This window comes from Streptomyces sp. NP160 (assembly GCF_006335115.1).
In the GTDB taxonomy this organism is placed as follows: Bacteria; Actinomycetota; Actinomycetes; order Actinomycetales; family Quadrisphaeraceae; genus Quadrisphaera.
Genome location: NZ_VDMJ01000004.1, coordinates 109,691 through 126,902, shown reverse-complemented (window position 1 = coordinate 126,902; position 17,212 = coordinate 109,691). Strand labels below are relative to the sequence as shown.

The 17,212-nt window shown below is 75.5% G+C and carries 18 protein-coding genes; 12 read left to right on the top strand and 6 right to left on the bottom strand.

The annotated features are described in order from the left end of the window. The first annotated feature begins 19 nt into the window (after nt 1-19). From FHN55_RS02780 to FHN55_RS02745, 8 genes are all read left to right on the top strand, one after another. Entirely contained in the window at nt 20-1,351 is a 1,332-nt protein-coding gene (locus tag FHN55_RS02780) for a SufS family cysteine desulfurase (protein ID WP_257570648.1), read from the top strand. 1 nt (nt 1,352) lies between these two features. Beyond that, complete coding sequence (gene sufU, locus FHN55_RS02775) at nt 1,353-1,835, top strand: Fe-S cluster assembly sulfur transfer protein SufU (RefSeq protein WP_139710547.1); 483 nt, start codon at nt 1,353-1,355, stop codon at nt 1,833-1,835. Between the two features lie 44 nt (nt 1,836-1,879). After that, nucleotides 1,880-3,487 (top strand): insulinase family protein, encoded by a 1,608-nt coding sequence (locus FHN55_RS02770; RefSeq protein ID WP_139710545.1) that lies wholly within the window; start codon nt 1,880-1,882, stop codon nt 3,485-3,487. Next, nucleotides 3,484-5,028 carry an insulinase family protein gene (locus FHN55_RS02765; protein ID WP_139710543.1) on the top strand — a complete coding sequence of 515 codons (1,545 nt, stop codon included), beginning with the start codon at nt 3,484-3,486 and terminating at the stop codon, nt 5,026-5,028. Before FHN55_RS02770 ends, FHN55_RS02765 begins: the two co-directional genes overlap by 4 nt. Nucleotides 5,029-5,039: 11 nt before the next feature. Beyond that, nucleotides 5,040-5,489: an Lrp/AsnC family transcriptional regulator gene (locus FHN55_RS02760; protein ID WP_139710540.1), complete on the top strand. Its 450-nt coding sequence runs from the start codon at nt 5,040-5,042 to the stop codon at nt 5,487-5,489. 83 nt (nt 5,490-5,572) lie between these two features. Then, the gene (lat, locus tag FHN55_RS02755) at nt 5,573-6,928 is read left to right on the top strand and encodes an L-lysine 6-transaminase (RefSeq protein ID WP_139710538.1); all 1,356 of its coding nucleotides are present in this window, start codon (nt 5,573-5,575) and stop codon (nt 6,926-6,928) included. Nucleotides 6,929-6,937: 9 nt separating this feature from the next. Then, nucleotides 6,938-7,756, top strand: a complete 819-nt coding sequence (locus FHN55_RS02750) for a 6-phosphogluconolactonase (RefSeq protein WP_139710536.1) — start codon at nt 6,938-6,940, stop codon at nt 7,754-7,756. A 39-nt stretch (nt 7,757-7,795) separates the two neighbouring features. Further along, entirely contained in the window at nt 7,796-8,992 is a 1,197-nt protein-coding gene (locus FHN55_RS02745) for a diguanylate cyclase (RefSeq protein WP_139710534.1), read from the top strand. Nucleotides 8,993-9,123: 131 nt separating this feature from the next. On the opposite strand, the gene FHN55_RS02740 is transcribed toward FHN55_RS02745, so the two are convergent. Together FHN55_RS02740 and FHN55_RS02735 are read right to left on the bottom strand one after the other, a co-directional pair. After that, nucleotides 9,124-9,645, bottom strand: a complete 522-nt coding sequence (locus FHN55_RS02740) for a very short patch repair endonuclease (RefSeq protein WP_257570647.1) — start codon at nt 9,643-9,645, stop codon at nt 9,124-9,126. A gap of 73 nt (nt 9,646-9,718) precedes the next feature. After that, nucleotides 9,719-10,624 carry a helix-turn-helix transcriptional regulator gene (locus FHN55_RS02735; protein ID WP_139710532.1) on the bottom strand — a complete coding sequence of 302 codons (906 nt, stop codon included), beginning with the start codon at nt 10,622-10,624 and terminating at the stop codon, nt 9,719-9,721. A gap of 102 nt (nt 10,625-10,726) precedes the next feature. Between FHN55_RS02735 and FHN55_RS02730 the strand changes: the two genes are divergently transcribed. Both FHN55_RS02730 and FHN55_RS02725 read left to right on the top strand, forming a co-directional pair. After that, entirely contained in the window at nt 10,727-11,425 is a 699-nt protein-coding gene (locus FHN55_RS02730; protein WP_139710530.1) for an SDR family NAD(P)-dependent oxidoreductase, read from the top strand. A 50-nt stretch (nt 11,426-11,475) separates the two neighbouring features. Continuing rightward, nucleotides 11,476-11,940, top strand: a complete 465-nt coding sequence (locus tag FHN55_RS02725) for a VOC family protein (RefSeq protein WP_139710528.1) — start codon at nt 11,476-11,478, stop codon at nt 11,938-11,940. Nucleotides 11,941-12,009: 69 nt separating this feature from the next. Here FHN55_RS02725 and FHN55_RS02720 read toward each other — a convergent pair whose 3' ends face one another. Further along, on the bottom strand, nt 12,010-13,065 hold the full coding sequence (locus FHN55_RS02720; RefSeq protein WP_139710526.1) for an aldo/keto reductase: 1,056 nt from the start codon (nt 13,063-13,065) through the stop codon (nt 12,010-12,012). 177 nt (nt 13,066-13,242) lie between these two features. Between FHN55_RS02720 and FHN55_RS02715 the strand changes: the two genes are divergently transcribed. Continuing rightward, nucleotides 13,243-13,608: a hypothetical protein gene (locus FHN55_RS02715; protein WP_139710525.1), complete on the top strand. Its 366-nt coding sequence runs from the start codon at nt 13,243-13,245 to the stop codon at nt 13,606-13,608. Nucleotides 13,609-13,621: 13 nt separating this feature from the next. Here FHN55_RS02715 and FHN55_RS22495 read toward each other — a convergent pair whose 3' ends face one another. The 3 genes from FHN55_RS22495 to FHN55_RS02705 form a co-directional block, all read right to left on the bottom strand. Beyond that, entirely contained in the window at nt 13,622-13,789 is a 168-nt protein-coding gene (locus FHN55_RS22495) for a hypothetical protein (RefSeq protein ID WP_180357595.1), read from the bottom strand. 104 nt (nt 13,790-13,893) lie between these two features. Next, complete coding sequence (locus FHN55_RS02710; protein WP_139710523.1) at nt 13,894-14,643, bottom strand: NADPH-dependent F420 reductase; 750 nt, start codon at nt 14,641-14,643, stop codon at nt 13,894-13,896. Continuing rightward, nucleotides 14,640-16,436: an ABC transporter ATP-binding protein gene (locus FHN55_RS02705; RefSeq protein WP_218974297.1), complete on the bottom strand. Its 1,797-nt coding sequence runs from the start codon at nt 16,434-16,436 to the stop codon at nt 14,640-14,642. Before FHN55_RS02705 ends, FHN55_RS02710 begins: the two co-directional genes overlap by 4 nt. 236 nt (nt 16,437-16,672) lie before the next feature. Here FHN55_RS02705 and FHN55_RS02700 point away from each other — a divergent pair, with 236 nt between their 5' ends. Beyond that, nucleotides 16,673-17,134 carry a MarR family winged helix-turn-helix transcriptional regulator gene (locus FHN55_RS02700; protein WP_139710519.1) on the top strand — a complete coding sequence of 154 codons (462 nt, stop codon included), beginning with the start codon at nt 16,673-16,675 and terminating at the stop codon, nt 17,132-17,134. Nucleotides 17,135-17,212 lie beyond the last annotated feature (78 nt).

Here is a 17,212-nt window from a genome sequence, read left to right as displayed (position 1 = left end):
GGCGACCTAGCCTGGAGGGGTGAGCGCCACCCCCCTGACGGCTGAGAAGACGGCCTTCGACCCGCGCGCGGTCCGCGACGACTTCCCCCTGCTCGGCGTCGAGGTGAACGGCGAGCCGCTGGTCTACCTCGACTCCGCCGCCACCTCCCAGCGCCCCCGCGCGGTGCTCGACGCCGAGCGCAGCTTCCTCGAGACGGTGAACTCCGCGGTCCACCGCGGCGCGCACACCCTCGCGGCGGAGGCGACCGAGCTGTTCGAGGGCGCCCGCGAGACGGTGGCGGGCTTCGTGGGTGCACGACCGGAGCAGCTGGTGTGGACTTCCGGCGCCACCGCCGGGCTCAACCTCGTGGCGTACTCCCTCGGCAACGCCGCCGCGGGGCGCACGGTGCCGGGCCACGAGGACGCCGTGCGCCGCTGGGTCCCCGGCCCGGGCGACGACGTCGTCGTCACCGAGGCCGAGCACCACGCCAACCTCGTCCCGTGGCTGGAGCTGGCCGCGCGCACCGGCGCGACGGTCCGCGCGATCGGAGTCCGCGACGACGGCACGCTCGACCTCGAGGCCGCCGCCGCCCTGCTCTCGGAGCGCACGGCGGTGCTGGCGTTCTCGCACGTCTCCAACGTGCTCGGCGTGGTCAACCCCGTCGAGCAGCTGGTCTCGCTGGCCCGCGAGGCCACCGGCGGCCGGGCCCTGACGGTGCTCGACGCGTGCCAGTCCGCCCCTCACCTGCCGCTGGACCTGCCCGCGCTGGGCGTCGACGTCGCCGTCTTCTCCGGCCACAAGGTGCTCGGCCCCAACGGGGTCGGAGCGCTGTACGGCCGGGCCGAGGTGCTCCAGGCGCTGCCCCCGTTCCTCCTCGGCGGGTCGATGATCACCACGGTGACCCTCGAGGGCGCCGACTACCTGCCGCCGCCGCAGCGCTTCGAGGCCGGCACCCAGCCGGTCTCGCAGGCGGTGGCGCTGGCCGCCGCCGTCGACTACCAGCGCGCCGTCACCGACCGCTTCGGCGCGACCGCGCTGCTGGAGCACGAGCGGGCGCTGGAGCGCCGACTGCGCGAAGGGCTGCGCGGGATGCCGGGCATCCGGCTGCTCGGAGACGCCCCCGAGGGCGTGGAGCGGGTGGCGCTGCAGGCCTTCGACGTCGACGGCGTGCACGCGCACGACGTCGGCCAGGTCCTCGACGCCCGAGGGGTCGCCGTGCGCGTGGGGCACCACTGCGCGCAGCCGCTGCACCGCCGCTTCGGGACGACGGCGAGCGCGCGCGCCAGCGCCGCCCTCTACACGACCGAGGACGACGTCGACGTCTTCCTCGACGCCCTCTCCGGCGTCCGGTCCTACTTCGGGGTGGCCTGAGGTGGCCGGCCTGGACTCCCTCTACCAGGAGCTGATCCTCGACCACTCCAAGCGCCGCGTCGGCGCCGCTGACCTGGCCGGGACCGTGGAACCGCCCCACAGCGCGACCTCCCACCAGCGCAACCCCGTCTGCGGTGACGAGATCACCCTCCGGGCCACCCTCGCCGGCGGCTCGGACGACGACGACGGCGAGGTCGTCTCCGACGTCGCGTGGGAGGGCCTGGGCTGCTCCATCTCCCAGGCGTCCGCCTCGATGCTCACCGAGCTGGCGCGCGGAGCGAGCACGGCGGAGGTCGCGCGGCTCACCGAGGGCTTCCGCGAGGCGATGCGCTCCAAGGGGAAGCTGGCGCTCGACGAGGAGGTGTTCGGCGACGCCGCCGCCCTGTCCGGCGTCTCGAGGTTCACCGCCCGCGTCAAGTGCGCGATGCTCGCGTGGGTGGCACTGGAGGACGCGGTGCGTCGCGCCCACCCCTCGGCCGGCTGAAAGGCGCTCGCGCCGCACGCGCGTGATCACCTAGCGTCCGCCGCATGAGCGCGGAGCAGGTCGACCTGCAGCACGAGGAGCGGGCCGTCCTGCGGGACGGCCTGCAGACGGGCCTGCAGGAGCTGGTCGTTGACGGCGTGCGGGTGTTCCACCGGCCCGGCCCGTCCAAGACCCGGGCCAGCCTGGTCTTCGACGTCGGCCTGCGGGACGAGTCCTTCGAGACCGTCGGCCTGACCCACCTCGTCCAGCACCTCGTCTGGGCGCAGCTGCCCAGGACGCGCTGCGAGGTGGACGTGACCGTGGCCGTCGACCACACCGAGTTCTCCGCGTACGGCCGCCCCGACGAGGTCGGCGACGTCCTGCGCCGGGTGTGCACGGCCCTGGCCGACCTCCCCCTGGACCGCCTCGAGCGCGAGAAGAGCGCGCTGGTCGCGGACGGCACCGTCGGTGCGGACATGACCATGGCGGTCTCCTGGGCGGCCCGCTACGGGTTCGACGGACCCGGCCTGGCCCTCACCGACGGGCTCGGCCCCCTGGTCCTGACCGGTGAGGAGGCGCTGGCCCACGCCGCCGAGCGCTTCCACGCCGGGCGGGCCGCCCTCGGCGTGCTGGGCCCGCTCCCCGAGGGGCTGTCGCTGCCGCTGCGGGCCGACGGGACGGCGCCGCGCGCGCCGCGCCGCCACCCGCGGCCGCGCCTGGGCGACGGACCGGAGTGGGTCCAGGCCCCGACGGAGGGGGTCGGCCTGCTGCTGGACGGCCTCGAGCCCTACGACGCTGCGGCGGACGTCGCGCGCACCGTGCTGTGCGAGCGCCTCCAGGACGTCGCGCGCACGGGCCACGGCCTGACGTACTCCGTCTCCTCCGACCTCCTCGACGGGGTCGACGGCGACGTCTTCACCGTGGCCCTCGACGTCCGCGAGGGCATGGGCGCGGAGGTGGCCGGCCTGGTGTGGGAGCAGCTGGCCGACCTCGCGACGAACGGCCCGACACCGGCGGAGCTCGACCACGCCCTCACCGGCTCCGCCGCGGAGCTGGACGCCTCCGACGACGACGTCGCCGACGCCGAGCCGTTCCGCACCGCGTTCCACACCGCGCTCTACGGCCGGGTCCGCACCCTGGAGGAGGTCTCCGCCGGGCTGGCCGGGGTGACCCGCGAGGCGGTTCGCGACCGCCTCGCGGCGGCCGCGCGCCGGGCGCTGCTCGTCGTCCCCGACGGCTTCCGCGTGCCGGACGCGGCGCTGCAGGCGGCACCGATCGCCGAGCGGTCGTGGTGCGCGGTGGCGCCCGCGCTGCCGCCGGGCCGCCAGCACCGACCGCCGCTGCTGGACAGGCTGCGCTCGAAGCTGGCGCGGCGCCGGCTGGTGGTCACCGAGGAGTGCATCGCGCTGCAGGACGAGACCGGCGCGGTGCACGTGGTGCGCTGGGACGAGGTGGCCGGGGTCGACGAGCTGCCGTACTCGGAGGGGGGCCTCGGCATCGTGGGCCGTCACCTGTGCGGTCTTCCCGTGCACCCCGACGCCTACGGCCGCGAGGCCTTCGACGAGGTGCTGCGCCGGCTGGCGCCGCAGGTCGAGCGATTGCGACAGGCCCAGCGCGCCCGGGAGCTGGCCGCACCGGCCCAGCACGCCGAGGCCGGGGACGGTGCCGCGTGAGCGCGGAGCCGCTGCAGGAGACCGCGGTGCGCGAGCTGGTGGTCGACGGCGTCCGCGTGTTCCACCAGCCCGGACCGTCCAAGACCCGCGCGGCGCTCTTCTTCGGCGTCGGACGGCAGGACGAGGCCTTCGAGACCATCGGCCTGACCCACCTCGTCGAGCACCTCGCCATGTCGCAGCTGCCCAAGAGCCACCTCGAGGCGAACGCCAGCGTCAGCGTCAGCGAGACCGCCTTCTTCGCCCACGGCCGCCCGGAGGAGGTCGCCACCTTCCTGCGCCGCATCTGCACGGCGCTGGCCGACCTGCCGCTGGACCACCTCCACCGCGAGAAGGACGTCGTCGCGACGGAGGGCGGCGCCGGTGGTGACCTCACCGCTGCAGCGGCGTGGACCGCTCGCTACGGCTTCGAGGGCGCCGGCCTGCTCGCCACACCCGGGTACGGGCCGCTGGTGCACACCGGCGACGACGTGCTCGCGCACGTCCGCGAGCACTTCACCGCCGCTCGCGCGGCGCTCGCCGTCCTCGGGCCGCTGCCGGAGGGGCTGGCCCTGCCGCTGCCCGCGGGTGGTCCCTCCGCCCCCGGGGGCCCGGCCCCGCGCCGCTTCCCGAGGCCCCTCCTGGGCGACGGGCCCGAGTGGGTCGAGGGGCCCTCACCGGGGGTGGCGCTGCTGCTCGACGGCCTCGCGCCCGAGGACTACGCGGTCCGCGTCGCGCACACGCTGCTGTGCGAGCGCCTGGAGGACGTCGAGCGCGAGCACCCCGAGCTGTCGTTCTCGGTGTCGTCGGACCGCATGGACGGCGCTGACGGTGACGTGTTCACGCTCGTCGTCGACGTCCCCGAGGAGGCGGCCGGGCAGGCGGCGGCCCTGGTGTGGGAGCAGCTGGTCGAGCTCGCGGCGAACGGCCCGGGGCAGGCGGAGCTCGAGGGCGTGCTGGAGGCGTACGCGGCCCAGGTCGACCCGACCGACGAGGACGTGGTGGAGAACGAGCCGTTCCGCCACGCGGGCGAGACCGTGCAGGCCGTCGCCGCGGGGCGGCAGGGCGTCACGCCGCTGGCGCGGATCGCCGCCGCGGTCGCGTCGACCACCCGCGACGACGTGCGCGAGAGGCTGGCGGTGGCTGCGCGCCGGGCGCTGCTCGTCCTCCCCGAGGGCGTCCGGCTGCCGGACTCCGCGCAGCAGGCGGCGCCGATCACCGAGCGGTCGTGGTGCCCGCAGGTCTCCGAGCTGCCCGCCGGGCGCCGGCTGCGGCCGCCGCTGCACCGCCGGCTGCTGCGCACGTGCGCGGACCGCACCCTCGTGCTCGGCGAGCACAGCATCGCCCAGCAGGACGAGACCGGCAGCGTGCACGAGGTGCGCTGGGAGGACGTGGCCGGCGTGGTCGAGGTGGACGGCGGGCCCGGCGTCGTGGTGCTGGGCCGGAACACGTGCCACGTCTGGGTGCACCCGCACTGCTGCGGGCGCGCCGCCCACGCCGAGGTGCTGGACCGGCTGGCCCCGCACGTCGAGCGCATGCGCCGCGCCGTCTCCGGGCGGCACTAGGTTCTGCGGGCATGACCCTCGACGCCACGGACCTGGCCCTCGTCCGCGCGCTCAGCGACCACGGCCGGGCCACCTTCGCCCAGCTCGCCGGGGAGACCGGCCTGTCGACCTCGGCCACGCAGGCGCGGGTGCGCCGCCTCGAGGCCGAGGGGGTCATCACCGGGTACCGGGCCGTGGTGGACCCGGAGGCGGTGGGCCAGCCGCTGGCCGCGTTCATCGAGATCACCCCGCTCGACCCGGCCCAGCCCGACGACGCGCCCCGCCGGCTGGAGCACCTGCCGGAGATCAGTGCCTGCTACTCGGTGGCCGGTGACGCGAGCTACCTGCTCATGGCGCGGGTGGCGTCGCCCCGGGCCCTGGAGGACCTCCTGCAGCGGATCCGGCAGGCGGCGTCGGTGCGCACCCGCAGCACGGTGGTGCTGCAGACCTTCTTCGAGCGCGCCAGCGCCTCGCCGCAGTGAATTCGACGTCACTACGGCACTTCCACAGGTCGTCTTCCTGCCGGAGGCTTTGCTCGCGGGTCATCGACCTCTAGAGTCGCGCCATGGCCGTGATCACCCACACCACCCGCGCGTCCTCCTCGTCCAGCTCCTGCATCAGCGCTGACGAGGTGCTGCCCTCCCTGGCGCGGCACCTGCTCGTGGACGGCTACGACCTCGTCGTCGACCTGGCCGGCTCGCACGGCTCCTGGCTGCGCGACGCCACCACGGGCCGCGAGCACCTCGACCTGTTCACGTACTTCGCGTCCAACCCGATCGGCACCAACCACCCCGGGCTGGTCCAGGACGAGGCCTTCCTCGCCAAGCTCGCCGCGACGGCGGTCCACAAGCCGAGCAACTCCGACATCTACACCACGCAGCTCGCGGAGTTCGTCGACACCTTCGCCCGCGTGGTCGGCCACCCGGAGCTGCCGCACCTGTTCTTCATCGACGGCGGCGCCCTGGCCGTGGAGAACGCGCTCAAGGTGGCCTTCGACTGGAAGAGCCGGCTCAACGAGAGCAAGGGCCTCGACCCGGCGCTGGGCTCGCAGGTGATGCACCTGGAGGGCGCCTTCCACGGCCGCTCGGGCTACACCCTGTCGCTGACCAACACCGACCCGAACAAGACCGCGCGCTTCCCGCAGTTCGGCTGGCCGCGCATCCCCGCCCCGCACACCGGCCTCGGCGACGACGCCGCTGTGGAGCGCGCGGAGGACGAGGCGCTCGCCGCCGCCCGCGCGGCCTTCGAGTCGCACCCGCACGACATCGCCTGCTTCATCATGGAGCCGATCCAGGGCGAGGGCGGAGACCGCCACTTCCGCCCGCGGTTCCTGCGGCTCATGAAGGAGCTGTGCCACGCCCACGACGCGCTCTTCGTCCTCGACGAGGTGCAGACCGGCGTCGGGATGACCGGGACCACGTGGGCGTTCGAGCAGCTGGGCGTCGTCCCTGACGTCCTGTCCTTCGGCAAGAAGGCGCAGGTCTGCGGGGTCATGGCCGGCGGCCGGGTGGACGAGGTGCCGGACAACGTCTTCACCGTCAGCTCGCGCATCAACTCCACGTGGGGCGGCAACCTCACCGACATGGTGCGCTCCCAGCGCATCCTCGAGGTCATCGAGGCCGAGGGCCTGGTGGAGCGCGCCGGCCTGCTGGGCGCCCAGCTGCTGGGGCGCCTGGAGGACCTGGCCGCCCGCCACGCGGTGGTGACGCACCCCCGCGGTCGCGGCCTCATGTGCGCCGTCGACCTGCCCGACGCCGCCACCCGCGGCGCCGTGGTCGCGGCACTGAAGGAGGAGGGCGTGCTCGTGCTCGGCTGCGGCACGCGCAGCCTGCGCTTCCGCCCGTCGCTGGCCGTCACCCCCGACGAGCTGGACGCCGGCGTCGACGCGCTCGACAGGGTGCTCACCCAGCTCGTTGCCTAGGGTCGGGCGGTGCGCGTGCAGCCCACCGTCCTGGACTCCCCCGAGGCCCTCGGCGAGGCGGCTGCGGCCGCGGTCGTCGAGGGCCTCGCCGCCGCCCGGACCCGCCGCGCTGACGCGTTCCTGCTCGGCTGCCCCACGGGGCGCAGCCCTGCCAGCACCTACGCCGCGCTGGCGCGGCGCGTGGCGGCGGAGCGGCTCGACGTCAGCCGGCTCGTCGTCGTCCTCATGGACGAGTACCTGGTCCCGCGCCGGCCGCAGGACGACGACGGCGGGCTGGCGCTCGAGGACCCCGCCGCGCCGCACTCGTGCGCGCGGTACGGCCGCCAGGAGGTGCTCGAGCCGCTGCAGCGCGCTGCGGGCGCCGGGCGCGGTCCCTCCGACGACGCCCTGTGGCTGCCCGACCCGCACCACCCCGACGGCCCCGCGGCGTACGACGCGCTGATCGCCGACGCCGGTGGCGTGGACCTGTTCCTCCTGGCCTCGGGCGCGTCCGACGGCCACGTGGCCTTCAACCCGCCGGGCACCCCGCCGGACGCGACGACGCGCGTGGTGGAGCTGCCGGAGACCACCCGGCGGGACAACCTGGCGACGTTCCCCAGCTTCGGCGGTGACCTGGCGAACGTGCCGCGGCACGGCGTGGGCGTGGGGGTGGCGACCATCCGCGACCTGTCGCGCTCCGTGCTGATGCTCTGCCACGGCGCCGGCAAGCGCGCTGCCGTGGAGCGGCTGGCCGCGGCCGACCGCTACGACCCGACCTGGCCCGCGACGGTGCTGGCCGACTGCGCCGCGCCGCGCTTCCTCGTGGACCGGGCCGCCACCCGCGGGTAGCGACGTCCTCCGAACGCAGGACGTGGAGGAGAGGTGTCGGTGACCGGCGCCATGATGGGACGCGTGACGTGGCGCGGCTGGCCGGTGGTGAGCCGCCTGGAGTGGCGCACCGCGGTGCTCGCCCTCCTGGCGGGTCTCGCCGCTGCCTCGTGCGCGCTGGTGCTCGCCGTCGACGTCCTCTCCGGTGGCGGTCTGGCGATCGCCCGCGGGGTGGTGGCCGCCACCTGCGCGGCGGCCGCCGTCGTCGTCGTCCACCTGCTGCGGCGGCGTCGCGTGAGCGACGCCGAGGCCGGGGTGCTGCTGCACGTCGGCGCCGTGGCCACCGCGGTCTCGGGCGTGGTGCAGACGGACCTCGGCTGGCAGTGGCTCAGCGCGTCGGTGCTGTCCGCGATCCCCGTGGTCGGCGTGATGCACCTGCGGCGGTGGGGCCTGGTGTCGCTGACCGCGCTGGCGTGCCTGGGCGCGCCGCTCGTCTTCGCCGCGTGGGAGCCGCAGTCGCTGCTGACGCTCATCGCGTCGGTGGCGATGGCCGCCGTGCCCGCCGTGGTGGTGGGGGTGGTGTGGGCGCTGGCGCAGCAGCTCGACGCCGCGCGCGCCGCCGCGGCCCGCGCTGCCGGCCTCGACGAGCTGACCGGGCTGCTCAACCGGCACGGCCTGGCGCTGCGCGTGGGACCGCTGGTGAGGGCGGCGTCGCGGGCGGGCGAGCACGTGTCGGTGGTGGTCGCCGACGTCGACCACTTCAAGCGCGTCAACGACACCCACGGCCACCTGGTCGGAGACCGGGTGCTCGTGGCCGTGGCCGACGCGCTGCGCGGCGCGGTCCGCGAGGACGACCTGCTGGTCCGCTGGGGCGGGGAGGAGATCGCCCTCGTCGCCCGCGGCGAGGCGGGACGCGTGACGCGGCTGGCCGAGCGGCTGCGCGCCGCGGTGGAGGAGGTCGACGAGCCCGGCCTGCCGCGCGTCACCGTCAGCCTCGGCACGGCGAGCACCACCGCCCCCCTGCGCACCACCGACGACCGCGCGTCGGAGCTGTCGGCACGGCTGCTCGACCACGCCGACGCCGCCCTCTACGAGGCCAAGCGGGCCGGCCGCAACCGGGTGCGCCACGGAGCGCCCCTGGTCCTGGTCGCCGGTGAGGCGGAGCAGCCGCAGGTCGCGGTCGAGCGGTCAGTGGTGACGCTCCCGGCCGACCCGGTGGTCGCCCTCCCCAGCACCGCCGTCCCGCCGAGCTCCTGACCGCGCCCCCTCCCGCATCGATCGGGGCTGCTGCGCCAGGTCCGGCCTCGCGGTGGGGAACCTGGCGCCCGGTGGGGAGCCCGACGCCCGGATCCGGCCCCGGAAGCGGCACTCAGCCTCCCCACCGGGACTCAGCCTCCCCAGCGCTCTGCGTCGTCAGCCGGTCCGCGGCCTCGAGGGCTGTGCTGCGCCAGCGCGGCTTCGATCCTGTCGACCGCCTCGGCCGGCGCCTCGTGCTCCCACACCCGCAGCGGCAGCCACCCCGCGGCGAGCAGCTCGGCGTCGGTGCGGGCGTCGCGCTCGCGGATGCTCGCCAGCTTCACCTCCCACCACGCGCGGTTCGCCTTCGGGACGTGCAGGTGCAGGGGGCACGAGTGCCAGAAGCAGCCGTCGACGAACACCGCCACGCGGCCGCCGCGCAGGACGACGTCGGCGCGCCGCCGCTTGCTGGTGCCGGTCGGCGTCGCGTCGACCAGGTAGCGGTGGCCGCGCCGCCAGAGCTCGCGGCGCACCGCCAGCTCGGGTGCGGTGTCGCGCCGGCGGTTGGCCCGCATGGTGCGCGCCGCGGCGGCCGAGGACGGCGGGGGTGCCGGCGGGACGACGATCGGCCGCGTCACCACCAGCCCCGCAGGCACGGCCGTCTCCTCCGCCACGCCCGCCACCCTGCCCGCCGCCTCCGACACCGCCCTCCCCCGTTCGGGCACGCCCCCGCGAACCGCGGTGGGGTCAGGGGGTGGCGGCGCCCACCTGGCCCGCGAGCGCCGCCAGCTGCAGGCGGCTCTCGTCCTCGCTGCCCGGCGCCGCCGTCATCACGACGATCTTCAGGTCGGCGTCGCCGTCGGTGAGCACGTCGCAGTCGAGCGTCGTCGGTCCGACCGCGGGGTGGTGCACCACCTTGTGGTCCGCGCGGTGGGTCCCGACCGCGCCGGTGGCCCACAGCGCGGCGAAGCCCTCGCTGCCGTCGCGCAGCTCGCGGACCAGTGCTGCCAGCGCCCGGTCACGGGGGTAGCGACCGCAGGCGCGCCGCAGGTCGGCGACCACGGCGGCGCGCACGGCCTCCTCGTCCACCGACTCCACGGGCCACTGCGACAGCCTCCGCACCCCGGCCTCGGCGCGGCCGCCGCCGTCGCCGTCGCCGTCGCCGTCGCCGGGCACGAGGAAGCCGGAGCGGGCGAAGTTGCGCCACCGCACGGGGATGGCCAGGGGGTCGCCGAAGAGCCCGGCCCACGTGCGGTTCCACCACAGCAGCTGCCAGTCGGCAGCGAACACCGCCACCGCGGCCGTGCCGTCGAGGCGGGCCAGCGCGCGCTGCACCCCCGGGGAGATGTGGCGCGGCACCGCCTCGCGCGAGGGCGGGGCGAGCCCGGCGAGGCGGAAGAGGTGGTCGCGCTCGCCGTCGTCCAGCTGCAGCGCCCGCGCCAGCGCCCCGGCCACCTGCGGCGACGGTGAGGTGGCCCGCCCCTGCTCGAGGCGCACCACGTAGTCCACCGACAGCCCCGCCAGCTCGGCGAGCTCCTCGCGGCGCAGCCCGGCGGTGCGCCGGCCGCTGCGCGCGGGCAGTCCGGCGGCGGACGGCGGCAGGCGGTCCCGCCACAGCCTCAGGGTGGCGCCCAGCCCGGTCGCGCTCTCCACGCCCCCATGCTCCCCCGGAGCGCCGCGCCGAGCCTGGTACCGCTGGTCCTACGGTCACCGGCTGCCTGGTGCGCCTCCCGTGCCGGCGCACAGGGTGGAGCCATGACCACCACCTTCATCACCGGGGCCAACAAGGGCCTCGGCCGCGAGACCGCCCGCCGCCTCGTCGAGGCCGGCCACACCGTGCTCCTCGGCGCCCGTGACCCGCAGGCGGGTCGACGCGCCGCCGAGGAGGTCGGCGCGCGCTTCGTGCAGGTCGACGTCACCGACGAGGCGTCCGTGGCGGCCGCGGCCGCCGACGTCGCGGCCCACGAGGGCGCGGTCGACGTGCTCGTCAACAACGCCGGCGTCTCCGGCGCGCACGTGGACGTCCCGGACCTGTCCGCCGACGACGTCGCCGCCGTCCTCGACGTCAACCTCCTCGGCGTGGTGCGCACCACCCGCGCGTTCCTGCCGTTGCTGCGCCGCTCGGCAGACCCCGTCGTCATCAACGTGGCCAGCGGTCTCGGCTCCACCCGCCTCACGCACGACCCCTCGCGCATCGAGTCGACCGTGGTGGCGCCGGCCTACACGGCGTCCAAGGCGGCGCTCATCATGCTCACCACGCAGTACGCGAAGGCGCTGCCGGACGTGCGCGTCAACGTGGTCGACCCCGGCTACACCGCCACGGACCTCAACGGCCACAGCGGACCGCAGACGGTCACCGAGGGCACCGACGCCGTGGTGCGCCTGGCCACCGAGGGGCCCGGCCACGGGTCGGGCCGCTTCCTGGACCGCGACGGCGAGATCGGCTGGAGCTGACGCCCCCGGCCGGACGTGTGGTTCGATCACCGGCGGGTAGGAGGTCTGTCGTGAGCGACACGACGCAGACCACCCAGCCGCTGGCCCAGCCCCGGGGCATCCACCACGTCCGCCTGTCCGTGACGGACATCGAGCGCTCGAAGGCGTTCTACACGGCGCTGGTCGGTGCCGAGCCCGCCGTCGACAAGACCGCTGAGCTCAGCAGCGACCCTTCCGCCGCGCAGGACCCGGACCGTCTCTTCGGCGGCGCGGTCTTCGAGCTGGGAGACCAGATCCTCGGCCTGCGCCCGGTGCCCGGCGCCAGCGGCCAGACGTTCAGCCCCGAGCGCCCTGGCCTGGACCACATCAGCCTGGCCGTCGGCTCCCGCGCCGACCTCGACGCCGCCTCGGCGCGGCTGGCCGCCGCCGGCGTGGAGCACGGCGAGGTCATCGAGATCCCCGCGCAGGAGATGGCCGTCCTGAGCATCCAGGACCCCGACGACATCAACCTCGAGCTCACCGCCCCGCTGGGCTGACCCCCGCTGCCGCCGTCGTCGTCCTGCTCCCCGGCGGAGCAGGACGACGACGGGCGGCGGCGCGGCCGGTCAGGCGTGGTTGCGGTGCAGCACCTGGTCGGCGGGACCGAGCAGGTCCGACGCGGTCATCTTCTGGTGCCAGTACGGGTACTGCAGCGGCTGGCGGCTGACCTCCTCCAGCGCGGACACCTCCTCGGCGGACAGCTCCAGCGAGCCCGCGGCGAGGTTGTCGGCCAGCTGCTCCTCCGTGCGCGCGCCGAGGATCACCGAGGTGACGGTCGGGCGGGTCAGCAGCCAGGCCAGCGCCACCTGCGCGCCGGACACGCCGCGGCCCGCGGCGACCTCGCGCAGCACGTCGATGGTGGCGAAGAGCCGGTCGGGGGTGTTCACCGGCGGCTCGTTCCAGTCACCGAGGTGGCGCGAGCCCTTCGGGCCCTCCACCTGGCCGTCGGCCCCGCGGGTGTACTTGCCCGACAGCAGCCCGCCCGCCAGCGGGCTCCAGATGAGCACGCCGAGCCCCTGGTCCGCGGCGGCCGGGAGCAGCTCGTTCTCGGCCTCGCGGCTCTCCAGGGTGTAGTAGATCTGCTGCGCGACGGGCCTGACGAGCCGGTCGCGCTCGGCGGCGCCGAGCACCTTCATGAGGTGCCACGCGGAGAAGTTGGACACCCCCACGTACCTGACCTTGCCGGAGTCGACGAGGTGCTGCAGCGCTGCCAGCGTCTCCTCGACGGGCGTCTGACCGTCCCACTCGTGCAGCTGGTACAGGTCGATGTGGTCGGTGCCGAGGCGGCGCAGGCTGGCCTCGCAGCCGCTGATGACGTGGTGGCGCGACAGGCCGCGGTCGTTGGGCCCCTCCCCCATGGGGAAGCGGACCTTGGTGGCGATCAGCCAGTCGTCGCGCTGGCCGGCCAGGGCCTGCCCGACGATCTCCTCCGACAGGCCTGTCGAGTAGGCGTCGGCGGTGTCCACCAGCGTCACGCCGGCGTCCCTCGCCATCGCCAGCTGCCGCTTGGCGCCGTCCAGCTGCGTGTTGCCGAAGGCGGCCAGGCCGCCTCCGAAGCCCGCCGTCCCCAGGGTCATCGTCGAGACCTTCAGCCCCGACCGTCCCAGTGCTCGCTGCTCCATGCGGCCCAGCCTGTCAGGTGGCGCAGATCACGTCGCACGCGACCTGGGGACACCCAGCGCAGGACTGAACGGCCACGAACGGTTGTTGACGAAGGTGACAGGACGGACAGGGCCCGTGACCGGGCCGCCGAGAGGGTGAGGACCGCGAGCACTCGACGCTCCACCGCCAGCAAGACCGTGCCGACGACCATCCGCACCGTCGAGACCCCGGTGCGCCCGCTGCCTGCGGCGTCGCAGCTGCAGCTGCCGAGCAAGCCCGTGTCCGACCGCATGCGGACCACCGTGACCGCAGCGGCGATGCGCGAGACCATCGCCGAGTGGCTCGAGGAGGCGGGTCCGCTGGGGCCGAAGGCCCTGCGGGACCTCGCCACGGCCGCGCACGTCCCCTACGACGTGGTCCGCGGCATGACCCGGCGCGAGGCCACCGGCACGGTGCCCGCCGGCCTGGCGGCCCGCCTGCTGTGGGCGATGGGCGAGCCGCTGCGGCCCGACCTGCGCCAGGCCCTCGCGGAGGACCTCGCCGTCGAGGCCTCCGCCGCCTGAGCCTGTCGGCCCGTCAGCGGGGCGGAGGCTCGCGCCGCTCGCCGTCCTTCGCAGCCTGCTGCTGAGGACGGCGACGGCGGCGCTCCCGCAGGCGCGCCAGCAGCGCAGCCCGGTACTCCTCCTGGAGACCGGGCTGCGCTGCTCCTGCACCCCCGGCGCCGCGGATCGCGTCGACTCCCATGCGACAGGAGTGCCCGCGGCCCGCCGCGCTCACACGCGGTCAGCGCCCGCTACGCCCAGTCAGCGCAACGGCGTCTGCCCTCACGTCGCCGTGGGGCGCCGGCGTCAGCTGAGCGTCTTCGGCTGCTGGGCCGGGTCGTCCAGCTCGGCGGCCTCGAGCAGCGAGCGGACCGTCGCGGCGTCCGCCGGGACGGGCGTGGCGACGTCGCCGTCCTTCGCGTACGGGAAGACGTAGACCGGCCGGCCGTTCTCGGCGCGCCAGCTCCGGGCCAGGGGCCCGCCGTCCACCGCGTCGTAGCCGAGGCCGTCGAGGAAGCGGGTGGCCGTGGCCTTCGCGTCGTCGTCGTCCCCGAAGATCGGCAGGGCCGCGCGGTCGGGGTCTCCAGCGGGCTTCGACAGGGCCGCGAGGGCGATGAAGAAGATGTTGTTGAAGACCTTCACCACGGACGCGCCGGCCAGGTGGCGCGCCACGAGCTCGCTGGTGGTGGCGCTGTGGTCGTCGAGCTCGGCGATGTGGCCGTCGCGGTCGGGGTAGTAGTTGTTGGTGTCCAGGACGACCTTGCCGGCCAGCTGCTCGGCCGGCAGCTCGCGGTAGGCCTTCAGCGGGACGGTCACGACGACGAGGTCGCCGGCCTGCGCGGCCTCGGCGGCCGTGGCCGCGCGGGCGTTCTCGCCGAGGTCGGCGACGAGGTCGGCGAGGGTCTCGGGGCCGCGGGAGTTGGCGATGACGACGCGGTGGCCCGCGTCGACCGCCAGGCGCGCCACGGTGCTGCCGATGTTGCCGGCGCCGATGATGCCGACGGTCTGGCTGGCCGGGCTCGTCGGCGCAGCGGGTCCGGTGGTGCTGGTGCTCATGCGGGTGCGAACACCGGTTGCTCGAGCGACCTTCCCGCGACCGCCTCGGCCCGCGCACCGGCGGCGGCGAGCGCGGCGAAGGCTCCCCCGGCGCTCGCCAGGTCCGCCGGCGCGCCCTGCTCCACCACGCGGCCGCCGTCGAGCACGGCGACGCTGTCCGCGCCGGTCACGGTGGACAGGCGGTGGGCGATCATGATGGTCGTCCGGCCGCGGCGGACCTCCTCGAGCGCCGCCTGCACCGCCCGCTCGGTGGTGTTGTCCAGCGCCGAGGTGGCCTCGTCGAGCACGAGGACCTTCGGGTCGCGCAGCAGTGTGCGGGCGATGGCCAGCCGCTGCTGCTCGCCGCCGGAGAAGCGGTGGCCGCGGGCGCCGACGAGCGTGTCGTAGCCGTCGGGCAGGGCGGTGATGACGTCGTGCACCTGGGCCCGGCGCGCCGCCTGCTCGACCTCGGCGTCGGTGGCCGACGGCTCCGCGTGCCGCAGGTTCTCGCGCACCGTCGCGTGGAGCAGGTAGGTCTCCTGGGAGACCACGCCGACCACCGAGGCGAGCGCGGCCAGGGACAGGTCGCGCAGGTCCACGCCGTCGAGCAGCACCCGACCGCGCGACGGGTCGTGGAGGCGGGCGACGAGCGAGGCCAGCGTCGACTTGCCCGAGCCGGTGGCTCCGACCAGCGCCAGCGACGTGCCGGCGGGCACGGTGACGTCGACGTCGGCCAGCGCGGCGCGGTCGGCGCCGGGGTAGGTGAACGAGACGCCCTCGAAGCGGACCTCGCCGCGCACGCGCTCCGGCTCGAGCGGGACGGGGTGCTCCGGGTCGGCGATGTCGACGGGCAGGTCGAGGTACTCGAACACGCGGCTGAACAGCGCCATCGACGCGGTGAGCTGCACGCCCACGTCCAGCAGCCCCATGAGCGGCCTGAAGATCGCCGCCTGCAGCGCGGTGAACGCCACGAGCGTGCCGACGGTCATGCCGCCGGAGGTGACGGGCAGCCCGGCGGCGAGGTAGATGAGCGCGGGGATGGCCGCGAAGACGACGTTCATGGTGGCCATGCGCCAGCGGCCGGCGAGCGAGGAGCGCACCTCGAGCTCGACCAGCTCGGCGGAGGTGTCGGCGAAGCGCTGCGCCTGGGAGCCGGCGGTGCCGAGCGTCTTGGTGAGGAGCGCGCCGGAGACGCTGAGGGACTCCTCCACCTGGTGCTGCAGGTCGGCGAGCCGCCGCTGCTGCGCGGAGGTGATCGAGCGGCGCAGCAGCGCCACCCGGCGCGTGAGCCACACCGCGGGCGGCAGCACGACGAGCGTCAGCAGGGACAGCCGCCACGACAGCGCCGCCATGGCGACGGCCGTGCCGACCACCGTGGTGGCGTTGGACGCCAGCGACGTCGCCGTGGAGGTCACCACGGACTGCATGCCGCCGATGTCGTTGGTGAGGCGGGAGGTGATCTCGCCGCCGCGGGTGCGGGTGAAGAAGTCCATCGACTGCCGCTGCAGACTCGTGAAGACGGACGTGCGCAGCCGGTGCATGACCCGCTGCCCGACGCCGGTGGAGATCCACGTCTGCACGACGCCGAGCAGCGAGGTGACCGCGGCGACGGCGACCATGCCGGCCACGGCGAGCACGAGCAGGCGCACGTCGGCGTGCGGCAGCGCGTCGTCGATGACCGCGCGGACGAGGAACGGCGAGGCCAGCGACACCACCGACGACGCCACGATCAGGACGACGACGAGCGCGACCTGCCATCGGTGCGGCGCGAAGAGGGAGGCGATGCGGCGCAGGGAGACGGGTGAGCGGCGCAGCTGCTCGCGGTCGGCGGGGTCGGTCTTCGCGGGACCTCGCCCGTGCTGGGCTCCGCGCGGGCCGTGACCGCCCGGGTTCCCGGGGGTGGTCGTGGGGACGGGGGGACTGAGGGTGGGACTGAGGGTGGGGCTCGACGTGGTGACCACGTCCTTCCGGTCGGGGACGGGTGGTGGGAGGCGATGCTGAGGTTACCTCACGAAGAGGTAAGCGCCAGACCTGGCGCTAGCATTCCCCGGTGACTCCCGGCCACGAGCGCTCCGACGCGGACGACCAGGGAAGCGCGGAGCTGGCCGACGCGCTGCTCGGCGCCGCCCGGGGTCTGCGCCGCGGCTTCCACGCCGCCCTCGAGCCCGCGGGCCTCTCGCCGCACCACGCCCGCGCGCTGCGGGTGCTCGCGCACGCCGGCCACACCGGCGCGGGAGGGGGCGTGCGCATCTCCGAGCTGGCCGCGGCGCTGCGCATCGCACCGCGCTCGGCCACGGAGGTGGTCGACGGTCTCGCCGACCGGGGCCTGGCGGAGCGGCGGGCGGACCCCGCCGACCGGCGCGCCGTCGTCGTCGTCCTCACCGGCGCGGGTCGGGAGGCGGTGGCGCACGCCGAGCGCGCCCGAGCGCAGGCCGCCTCCGAGCTGTTCGGGGCGCTCAGCGACGACGAGCGCACCCAGCTCACCGGCCTCCTGCGCCGCCTGACGCCCTGACGCCCTGACCGGGGACGCCGCACCTGGGAGGTCGCTGCGCGGTTGCCGGGGCGGGGCTGGATCGGGCGGGTCGTGGTC

Excerpts from the sequence above, each read along its gene's own strand:
- lat (WP_139710538.1), top strand. The coding sequence starts at position 5,573 with ATGGCCGTGATCACCCACACCACCCGCGCGTCCTCCTCGTCCAGCTCC.
- FHN55_RS22495 (WP_180357595.1), bottom strand. The coding sequence starts at position 13,789 with ATGGGAGTCGACGCGATCCGCGGCGCCGGGGGTGCAGGAGCAGCGCAG.
- FHN55_RS02760 (WP_139710540.1), top strand. The coding sequence starts at position 5,040 with ATGACCCTCGACGCCACGGACCTGGCCCTCGTCCGCGCGCTCAGCGAC.
- FHN55_RS02710 (WP_139710523.1), bottom strand. The coding sequence starts at position 14,643 with ATGAGCACCAGCACCACCGGACCCGCTGCGCCGACGAGCCCGGCCAGC.
- FHN55_RS02720 (WP_139710526.1), bottom strand. The coding sequence starts at position 13,065 with ATGGAGCAGCGAGCACTGGGACGGTCGGGGCTGAAGGTCTCGACGATG.
- FHN55_RS02730 (WP_139710530.1), top strand. The coding sequence starts at position 10,727 with ATGACCACCACCTTCATCACCGGGGCCAACAAGGGCCTCGGCCGCGAG.
- FHN55_RS02770 (WP_139710545.1), top strand. The coding sequence starts at position 1,880 with ATGAGCGCGGAGCAGGTCGACCTGCAGCACGAGGAGCGGGCCGTCCTG.